This window comes from Ruegeria sp. O6 (genome assembly GCF_056535045.1).
In genome coordinates, this window is record NZ_JBQERM010000011.1 from 129,326 (window position 1) to 138,412 (window position 9,087).

General features: G+C 59.8%; 8 protein-coding genes. All 8 read left to right on the plus strand.

What is annotated here, in order from left to right; translation table 11 throughout:
• The first annotated feature begins 35 nt into the window (after positions 1-35).
• The 8 genes from ACR0DY_RS14765 (at position 36) to ACR0DY_RS14800 (ending at position 9,010) form a co-directional block, all read left to right on the plus strand.
• On the plus strand, positions 36-1,073 hold the full coding sequence (locus ACR0DY_RS14765; RefSeq protein WP_480546544.1) for a DUF7146 domain-containing protein: 1,038 nt from the start codon (positions 36-38) through the stop codon (positions 1,071-1,073).
• Between the two features lie 331 nt (positions 1,074-1,404).
• Positions 1,405-2,340, plus strand: a complete 936-nt coding sequence (locus ACR0DY_RS14770) for a DUF2493 domain-containing protein (protein ID WP_480546546.1) — start codon at positions 1,405-1,407, stop codon at positions 2,338-2,340.
• Positions 2,341-2,564: 224 nt separating this feature from the next.
• A complete protein-coding gene (locus ACR0DY_RS14775; RefSeq protein ID WP_480546548.1) occupies positions 2,565-6,230 on the plus strand; it encodes an AAA family ATPase in 3,666 nt (1,221 codons plus the stop codon).
• 129 nt (positions 6,231-6,359) lie between these two features.
• Positions 6,360-6,776, plus strand: a complete 417-nt coding sequence (locus ACR0DY_RS14780; RefSeq protein ID WP_480546550.1) for a hypothetical protein — start codon at positions 6,360-6,362, stop codon at positions 6,774-6,776.
• A gap of 552 nt (positions 6,777-7,328) precedes the next feature.
• Positions 7,329-7,730 carry a single-stranded DNA-binding protein gene (locus tag ACR0DY_RS14785; RefSeq protein ID WP_480546552.1) on the plus strand — a complete coding sequence of 134 codons (402 nt, stop codon included), beginning with the start codon at positions 7,329-7,331 and terminating at the stop codon, positions 7,728-7,730.
• A 261-nt stretch (positions 7,731-7,991) separates the two neighbouring features.
• Positions 7,992-8,240 (plus strand): helix-turn-helix domain-containing protein, encoded by a 249-nt coding sequence (locus ACR0DY_RS14790; protein ID WP_480546554.1) that lies wholly within the window; start codon positions 7,992-7,994, stop codon positions 8,238-8,240.
• A gap of 88 nt (positions 8,241-8,328) precedes the next feature.
• Positions 8,329-8,610 carry a DNA -binding domain-containing protein gene (locus tag ACR0DY_RS14795; protein WP_480546556.1) on the plus strand — a complete coding sequence of 94 codons (282 nt, stop codon included), beginning with the start codon at positions 8,329-8,331 and terminating at the stop codon, positions 8,608-8,610.
• Between the two features lie 103 nt (positions 8,611-8,713).
• Complete coding sequence (locus ACR0DY_RS14800) at positions 8,714-9,010, plus strand: transcriptional regulator domain-containing protein (RefSeq protein WP_480546558.1); 297 nt, start codon at positions 8,714-8,716, stop codon at positions 9,008-9,010.
• The last annotated feature ends 77 nt before the right edge of the window (positions 9,011-9,087 follow it).

Genomic DNA, 9,087 nt, shown 5'->3' on the forward strand with positions numbered 1-9,087 from the left:
GCCCCTGATTGCGTCCAACCCTCTTGGAGACCGCCATGACGAGCCCCGCCACCGAGCTTTCGCGCCAGCTTGCCCAGAATGCCGAAACGGTGTGCCGGCACTATCTGTCGAACGGCCGGAAGCAGGGTCACTACTGGCTGGTGGGAGACGTTCATAACACACCGGGCCGATCCATGTTCGTTCGGCTGTCCGGGCCACTGTCCGGCAACCGTGCCGCTGGAAAATGGACCGACGCAGCCACGGGACAGCATGGCGACCTGCTCGATGTCATCCGTGAAAGCTGCGGCTTGGTCGACTTCAAGGATGTTGCCGATGAGGCCCGACGCTTCTTGAGCCTGCCCTTACCTGATCCAACCCGACAGCATTCTCCACATTCACAGCCACCAGCTGCCACCGGATCTCAGGAGGCGGCACGACGCCTGTTTGCAATGGGTGTACCGATCCGCGGCACTCCGGTAGAAACCTATCTGCGCGGGCGTGGCATCGGAGCGTTTGACCAAATGCAAAGCCTGCGGTTCCACCCCGCCTGCTTCTATCGGCCCGAAGGCGGCGGGCCGGTCGCGCGGCTTCCGGCCATGCTGGCCGCCATCACCGATCTCGAAGGCCGCCAGACCGGGACCCATCGCACCTGGCTGCGGCCGGACGGGAGCGCCAAGGCCGATATCGACACACCGCGGCGCGCGATGGGCGCTTTGCTCGGGAACGGGGTGCGGTTCGGCGCGCCCGCAGACGTGCTCATCGCGGGCGAGGGGATCGAGACGGTTCTTTCCGTGCGCTCGGCCCTGCCTGAGTTGCCCGCCGCCGCGGCGCTGTCATCGGGACACCTGGCCGCCATCCGGTTTCCCGCTGGCCTGCGGCGGCTCTACGTGTTGCGCGACCGTGATCCCGCAGGCGCGGCGGCAAGGGATCGACTGGAGGCGCGCGCAGCCGAGGCCAGGATCGAGGCGCTGACCCTCACGCCGCGACTGGGCGACTTCAACGACGATCTCCGGCGCTATGGGCTGGCGGCCTTGCAAGCGCGGTTTCGGCTTTATCTCCACGTCGAGGATGCCGCTCGTTCCGTGCCGGTGTGACAGGGCGGCCATCGGACTGGCGCTGCATGGCTCGGAGCATTGCTTTCGGAGGAGTGTCCCGTGTGTGACTCCCATCCACGGGAAGGGCTGGCGCGCACGGCCTTCTCAGAGGGCAGGGGGCCCACAAGCGGGACGGCCCGGCAATGGCCGCGCTCCGGCTATTTTCCGCCGCGCCTCGTTGGGGCGCTTTGCATCGCGAGGCAAAATAGCCGGGCTTGGCCATCAAGGCCCTCGCGAAAGGCTCGGGCTGCCCGGCCGTCCCGCCCGTGGGCGCGTTCCTGCCACGAAGGCCGCGTGTGGCGCGCGGCTCCCCCGAGGAAGGAACCCGCACATGACCCATGATCCCGAAACCGATGACCATGAGCCGCATCACAGCACGTCCTCGACCGCCCATGTCCTGACCGAACTCCAGCTTTACGGCTGGCGCCCATACGAGGATGAACCCGATCCGCGCCCTTTGCCCGAGGGCAGCCAGATCGCCGGTGCCGTCGCCGATATCCTCGACGCCCTTGTCGCGACGCTGGGTGATACGCGCCTCGAGCCCGATCTCGACGAACTGCTCTGGGGCGCGGTCAACCTCTTCCATCGCGCGCTGGCGCGGGCCGAACGTGAACTCGACAACAACGAACAGGCGCAGCGCCGCCTGCAGCGGGAACAGGATGGCTCCGAGGTCAAATCCCTCGAACTCGAACGCCTCGTGGCCGAGGGGCAGAGCATGGTTGAACGGCGAACGGCTTTGGAACTCTTCCGCGACTTCGCTGCCGAGGGCCTCGAGCATCACCTCGGCAAGCCCTGGCATCCCCGGACCGGCTCGCGCGTCAGCCATCGCAACCTGACCGCCGCGATGATCGACAGCCGGGATTTCCTCGCCGCCCGCCGCCGGGCCGACGCGCAGTTGCTTCTGCCCGAAGGTCCCAAGGTAGCCGTGACCGGCGGGACGGACTTCAGCGATCACCGCCTCATCTGGGCGCGGCTGGACCGGGTCCATGCCAAGCACCCGGACATGGTGCTGCTCCACGGCGGTTCACCCAAGGGGGCAGAACTCATCGCCTCGCGCTGGGCAGATCACCGCAAGGTGCCGCAGGTCGCCTTCCGGCCCGACTGGACCAAGCACGGCCGTTCGGCCCCGTTCAAGCGCAACGACGCGATGCTGGATGTGATGCCGATCGGTGTACTGGTCTTTCCCGGCACCGGGATCCAGGAGAACCTCTCGGACAAGGCTCGCAAGCTGGGCATTCCGGTCCTGAAGCATAACAGCGGCGCGTGAGCGCCGCCCTTTCTCTGAAGCGACTCTTGTCTCACAGCGTCGGAACACGAACAGATCCGCAACGTCGAAGAACGAACGCTTGACCGAGGTCATCGTCTAGTCTTCCGTAAAGCTATGAAGGACATTGTAGGTCGACTCCCATCGCGAAGAAGGCGACAAAAAGTACGCCGGAAACGCCACGCGGCCTCGCCGGTGAACGGGAGACATCCTGAAAATATATCAAAGTGTCTTCGGTCGAAGATTTGTCAAAACTCGAAGAACCTGTTCTGCATGACGAAAGAAAAAACATGACTGTTCATTTGACGGCGCGAATTGCTTGGCATGACAACGGTTGGGACGGCCGCATTTGCGAACATCCAGAACTGAACAGTTACTGTGTAGGATGCCAGTCCTACCCTGGTGATGTTATTGCCCGCGAGCGGCAAATTAATCAGGAAATGGCAAATGCCGGAAGGCCGATCTCAGATTTAAAAAGCTCTGAATTGCCGCCCTGCGTCTATAGTGCCAATGCATTCGGACCAGACACAATACGTGGATATTCAAACCCACCCGACTTCTTTTTCGATGGCGCTAGTCGTGCGGAATGGGACATTCCTGCAGCAACAACATGTGTATGGCCATACGAGGCCATGTATAGCGAAGATGTCTACGAGAACGGGAAGCTGGACAACAACCGGCGCTCCGAGAACGCCGACGCATTCTTCGCAAGCATTGAAGCTGCGAACAGCTTGATCTTTTACTATGCGAACTATTCCAACCCCTTCAGCGAGGAAGAAAATCCTCGCTATGTGCTGGTCGGAGTTTCGCGGGTCAAGAACGTCTCCGATCGCCTGCTTTATTACGACGTGAGCGATGACATCAGCGAGAGATTTGCAGGAGGGATGATTTGGGGGCGCAACGTGACCTCACTATACCCCGATGAAGGGTTGCGTCTTCCATATCATCTTTATCGAGATGACCCCGAGGCGCTCAATAAATTTGTGGTCTATCCGGACAATCCGCGGACTTGCAAGTATGGCGCTCGACTTCTGACCAACGATGACGCTATTGGGCTGCTTGAGCAATTTCTCGGCTCCATCCGAGAGTTGAAGGCTCTCGGCGATGAAAGCGAGAACTGGGACGAGCGGGAGCGCTGGATTCTTGGTTGCATTGCCGAGCTTTGGAACAAGCGCGGTTTGTACCCCGGTCTACTCAACGTCATGCGGTTTCTTGGAGCCGATCAGGCAACCGACCATGCTCGGCGTCTCATGGCAGAAGGTAAGTCAAAAGAAGCGCACAAGCTCTTCTTTGACGCTGTGGATCACAATGTCGAGGTGGCGCCCTATGGCCTCATGGGAAAGCCGCTGTCCAAGCTGGCAAGGCAGTGGTTGCTGAAGCCGGACGATGCTAGGACCCTCCTCAGGGAGGTGCTGCCACGGCTCGAACTATCTCTCGATCAGATCCAAAGGATTGTCAGCAAAGACGAACGCTTGCGGGCAGAGCATGGCCTGACGGACGATTGCAGTGCCCCGGCGCAGAACCCCTACATTCTCTCGGAAAGATATGTTGGCGAAAGCCCCGATGATACGATCCCATGGGGGACGATTGATCGCGGCGTGCTGCCTTCACCGGAACTTGGAGGCGAGCCTCTTGCGGACATGGAATACGACGATGCAAGGCGTTTCCGCGCGCTTTGTGTCGAGCAGTTGAAAAGAGAGCCAAATCAGACCTTCAGAGCTGCGGGCGGCATTCTCGCCGAAGTGAATGCGCGCCTGCAGAAGCTGCCTGAGTGGAAGACCGCCCACTTCACGGAAAGATACTTCGAGGTCGACCGAGTGACACTCGAAGAAGCGCTGGTGTTGCGTGAGGAATCCAAGAAGTTGTGGCTTTATTTGCAGAATGTCTATGACGATGAGAGAGAAATTGAAGACGCACTGACCCAGCTATCTCGGCGCGCAGAAATCCAATTGCAGCGACCCTTCTCCGAAAGCGACTGGCAGAACGAAATTCTCGATAAAAAGAGCTCTCTTCTCGCAAAAGCAAGGGAGCAATACACACAGGCTGTGACGGCCCAGGCAGAAGCCTGTGAAGCGATCTTCCGCCGCCCACTGGCCGTCGTGACCGGGGCTGCTGGCACAGGAAAGACGACTGTCATTTGCGCAATCATACGGGCTGTCCGTCAGACCGAAGGAGACGGCGCGCCTGTTACTGTCATGGCGCCAACTGGCAAAGCCTCGGACCGCGTCCGCGCAAAGCTTCATGAGCGCGGAATTGACCGAGTCGAAACCTCGACCGTCCACTCGTTTCTGGCCAAGGGCGGCTGGCTGAACAACAACCTGACCTTCAGGCGAAGCGGAGGAAAGCGTGATGGCGGCGGCACAATCATCGTGGACGAAGCCTCGATGCTTGACCTTGGGCTTATGGCCAGCTTGGTTCGCGCAATAGATTGGCGACAGGTGCGCCGGTTCATCCTCGTTGGTGATCCCAATCAGCTTCCTCCTATCGGAAGAGGCCGGGTATTCGCGGATACGATTGTCTGGCTTGACCGAAAGGACAACGGAAGTATTGCGCGTCTCGATCAGAATCTTCGGCAAATGGGGAATGCCATTTCGGGGCAAGGCACCGCCATACTCGACCTTGCTGACCTGTTCGTAGGTGCTTCGGCGCGTGAGGATGGAGACGCAACCTCACCGCGGGCTGAGGCCCTCCTTTCCGCCGTTCACAAAGGCGGAAATGTCGATACAGACCTTCGCGTCATCTACTGGGACGACCCTGCAACGCTGGCAGACCGACTAATCAAAGAACTCGAAACAGATATGTCTACGCATACCGGCCAGGCATTGAATGAGGACAAGCCCTACGAACTCTGGCGAACCGCATTTGAGTGGATGCCGGAAAAATACCAAGTCCTTACGCCGCACCGCGCAGAGCTTCATGGCGTTGAAGCTCTGAACGATGCACTGCAGCAGCGGGTAGCAAGGGGGACGATGAATTGGTTTGGCGCTGTGGACGGTATCACGCTTTTTGACAAGGTAATCCAATATCGGAATAGGCCCAAGTCCAACCCGATCTGGGCGTACAACTTTAATACCCGAAAATCAGAGCGCTCAGAGATATTCAATGGTGAGATCGGCTTCGTGCAGAAGCATGGGTTTGACGTGAAGAAGAAACGGTTTCGAATGAAGCGGTTTCAGGTCAAGTTTGCAAGAAAGGATCACCTTGGATTTGCCTATGGACGCGATCTTCCAAATGGTGGATCGGAAAGTGTGGAAAGCAACCTTGAGCTTGCCTATGCGATCTCAGTTCACAAAGCGCAAGGGAGCGAATTCCAACATACCTATGTTTTGGTGCCGAAATCGAAAGCGCGCTCGCTATCATCTGAATTGATCTATACGGCGCTCACACGCGCAACAAGACACTGCACCCTTCTCGTTCAGGGCGATATCTCGACTTTACTATCGGCCAGGCGGCCAGAAAACACTCAGACAGCTTTGATCAACTCTTCGCTTTACGAGGGATACTTCCACGCCGTCCCAGACGAGCTAGTCCACCGCAAGGACTGGTATGAGGAAGGAAAAATCCATGAAGCCCTAAGTGGCGACATGGTCCGTTCGAAGTCGGAATTGATCATTGCGAACTTGCTTCACGAGCGTGGTGTCGCTTTTGAATATGAAACGCCATTGATCGCGCCTGACGGTACGATGTTCCTTCCCGACTTCTCGGTGACTTGGAACGGTGAGACGTGGTACTGGGAACACTGGGGAATGATGTCATCGGAAAAATACGCAAAGCACCGGGACAAGAAAAAGACTTGGTACGCAAAGCACTTCAATGGAAAGCTTCTAGAGACTTTTGAGGGGCCCACTCTGAGCGCCGACGCAGCTCGAATCATCGATGGCCATTTCTTGTAGGCTTGGGAAACACAGTGCCCTCTGGTATAATTCCGCCAGCAGAACCGGCGAAGCAGCATAGTCGCAGGCGGTGCGCACATTCGGGCAGTCTGTCGTGATCCCCTGAGTCACAGACCCATGGAGGCGTCCATGTCGCTTGTTCTTCTTGCCATTTCACTATCCATCGCACTCGGCGTTCTGGCCTTTCGCTTTGCGATCTTCGCGCTGCCGGTCATGGCCGGGATCGCCGCGTTCCTGCAGGTTCATGAAGCTGGTGCCGGTTTCGGCCTGTCCTTCCTTGCCGGCCTGGCGGGAGCGGCGCTCTCTGTCGCGTTCGTCATTGCCATTCTCGGCTTTGCTAGGAACCCGTTCCTCCGCCTCGGGGCGCTCAGCCTCTTTGCCGTGCCCGCCGCCGTGGCGGGTTACGCGTTGGCCCATGGCGTCGCGAAACATGCGCTCGACCCGGGTATCCTGCTGACGCTTCTCAGCGGCGGCTGCGGCACGGTTGTCGCCGTTGCGGCGATGATCAACCTCAATGCCTTGGGCGAGGGGCTTCTCGAGCCTTAGCCCTTGGTTGCGGTCGGCCCTCGTCAGTTGATCGCAGGCGCGGTGAAAAACGGCGCAGCGACGGTAGTTGGCTGATCGCAGGCCAAAGCCCGGACCATCCCTCTCTTCTCGCATGACCATGGACCAGCCGGACCGATACCTGTGAGTGTGTTGGACGATGCCTGACGTGTTCGGTTCTGCCTGCGGTTTCTGGCCATCGGACACGGCGCAGCTGTGGCACGCGACGGTGGTGCGTGAGGCCGATTGTCGATGGGCGCATGATCTGGGGGCCAAGTTGCCCCTCGCGAGGAAGACGGTTCGGCACTACGTCCCCGTTGGCGATCCCCCGAGAAGACCTGTCCCTCCTCCTGATTGATCCCCTAAGCCCGTCCGTCCGAGGCCGGCAACCCCGCGCGGCGGAACCCGTGTTGGCGTGTTCCACGCCTGCCCGCGCCACGTCCCGCCTTGGGGGTCGAGCGGACACCAGAGGCGTCCGTGCAGGCCACGTCCAGCGGTCTTTGACGGGCCTCATCGGAGGGACGGTCCCTCCGGATGAAGCAACGGAGAAATACCATGCAGAACATCGTCATCCTCGCCGGCAACATCGGCCAGACTCCCGAGACCCGCATCACCCAGGGCGGCACCTCGATCACCACCCTCACCCTTGCCACCTCCCGCCCGCGCTATTCCGAAGGCCGGGTCGTCCGCGACGAGAACGGCTACCGCGTCCAGGACACCGAATGGCACCGCATCACCTGCTTCAACGGCCTCGGTAAGACGGTCCAGCAGTACTGCGAGAAGGGAATGAAGCTCCTGGTTCGCGGTCGCATCCACTACACCAAGTGGACCGACGCCTCGGGTGTCGATCGCTACGGCTGCGAGATCATCGCCGAGACGGTCGACTTCCTGACCAAGGCCAAGCAGGCCGAGGACGAAGACCCGTCCTTCATCGACGATGAGGACGGCCATTCCTGACACGGCAACGAAGCCCGGCGGCGGGAGCCGCCGGGCTTCCCCGATGGCACTGCCGGACGCCGATCACAATTCGTATCATTCGGCGATATCCCGCCGCGCGCAGCTGCCTAATTAGCGGTGAGTCGCGCGTTGGTCGGCTCCTGCGCGATCCAATCCCCGAAACGGCCACTGACCGCGATGATCACTGGCAAGCCCCCGGAAATGCGACTAAAATAGTCGTAGTTCTGGCATGTGTGAATGGCCGGGTGGGAGGTGATCATCATGATCACCGCCCGACAATCACGGGCCGCGCGCGCATTGCTGGGATGGACGCAGCAGGAGCTAGCCGATAAGGCCCTGGTATCACTGACCGCACTGAAGAGGCTCGAATCCGAGAAGGATCTTCGTGTCTACGAGTCGACCGAAGATCAGGTGCGCCGGGTGTTCGAGGATGCAGGCATCACCTTTCTGCGTTCGGACAAGGGTGAAGGCGTCTTGATCGACTTGAACAAGGCGAAAAAGGCCAAGTGACCGTAACCGGTTGAGGCAGGTTTCGGTGGCGCGCCTGTACGAAAGGGCAACTTCGGGAGGGGGGTCGTTTCTGCGATCCTGTAGGCAAATGGCACAGGGCGAGACGACATTTCTGGATGCTCCGCCGGACAGCGAATCGCTGACCGACTACGACCATGCTCATATGGTTCTCTACCTCCGCATTTTCGACGCCGCCGAGGAAGGGGCCGATTGGCAGGAAGTGGTCGAAGTCCTTTTTGGCCTCGATCCGAAGCATGATCCCCATCGCTGCAGGAACGTCTATGATAGTCACCTCGCGCGGGCCCGCTGGATGACTGAGCACGGCTATCGCGACCTACTTCGGCACGGGGGCGACGGCCCGAACGGCTGAGGCACGCCGAAACCCGCCTATGTCGGGCGGGCCGGACTCCCGAAGATCAATCAAAACGTGTAAAATCAGGTCGTTTCAGTGAAGTTGACGAACAGGATTTGTCATGCCGTCGGAACGCTCCGGCTGGCGTTCCTCGGCAGAGTACGACTACGTCGAAGACCTGAGCGCGTCCGATCTTGCCTGGGAATGGCTGCGCCGAAACAAGCGCTATGCGAAGGACTATGCGACCCTCTCCAAGGCCGCCCCGGACGACGCGTCTCTGAAAGAAGCGCTCCTCGATAAATGGGGGTTGCGATTTCGCGGCCGATCCCAACCTTCCCGCTCCAAAGGCCTGCGCACTCTGGGACCCCCGGATCGATCCCACGGTGTGTCCGCCATCAGCACCCATGGAACAGACTAGGTTGATTGCGTAGCGGAGGATTTCAGGCTCATCGTAACCATCAGAGAGTGGAGATGAGAATGAAATCCGGGAAACAG

What these genes read in the sequence shown, in the direction of transcription:
- ACR0DY_RS14765 (WP_480546544.1), top strand. Translation starts at nt 36, where the DNA reads ATGACGAGCCCCGCCACCGAGCTTTCGCGCCAGCTTGCCCAGAATGCC.
- ACR0DY_RS14770 (WP_480546546.1), top strand. Translation starts at nt 1,405, where the DNA reads ATGACCCATGATCCCGAAACCGATGACCATGAGCCGCATCACAGCACG.
- ACR0DY_RS14780 (WP_480546550.1), top strand. Translation starts at nt 6,360, where the DNA reads ATGTCGCTTGTTCTTCTTGCCATTTCACTATCCATCGCACTCGGCGTT.
- ACR0DY_RS14785 (WP_480546552.1), top strand. Translation starts at nt 7,329, where the DNA reads ATGCAGAACATCGTCATCCTCGCCGGCAACATCGGCCAGACTCCCGAG.
- ACR0DY_RS14790 (WP_480546554.1), top strand. Translation starts at nt 7,992, where the DNA reads ATGATCACCGCCCGACAATCACGGGCCGCGCGCGCATTGCTGGGATGG.
- ACR0DY_RS14795 (WP_480546556.1), top strand. Translation starts at nt 8,329, where the DNA reads ATGGCACAGGGCGAGACGACATTTCTGGATGCTCCGCCGGACAGCGAA.
- ACR0DY_RS14800 (WP_480546558.1), top strand. Translation starts at nt 8,714, where the DNA reads ATGCCGTCGGAACGCTCCGGCTGGCGTTCCTCGGCAGAGTACGACTAC.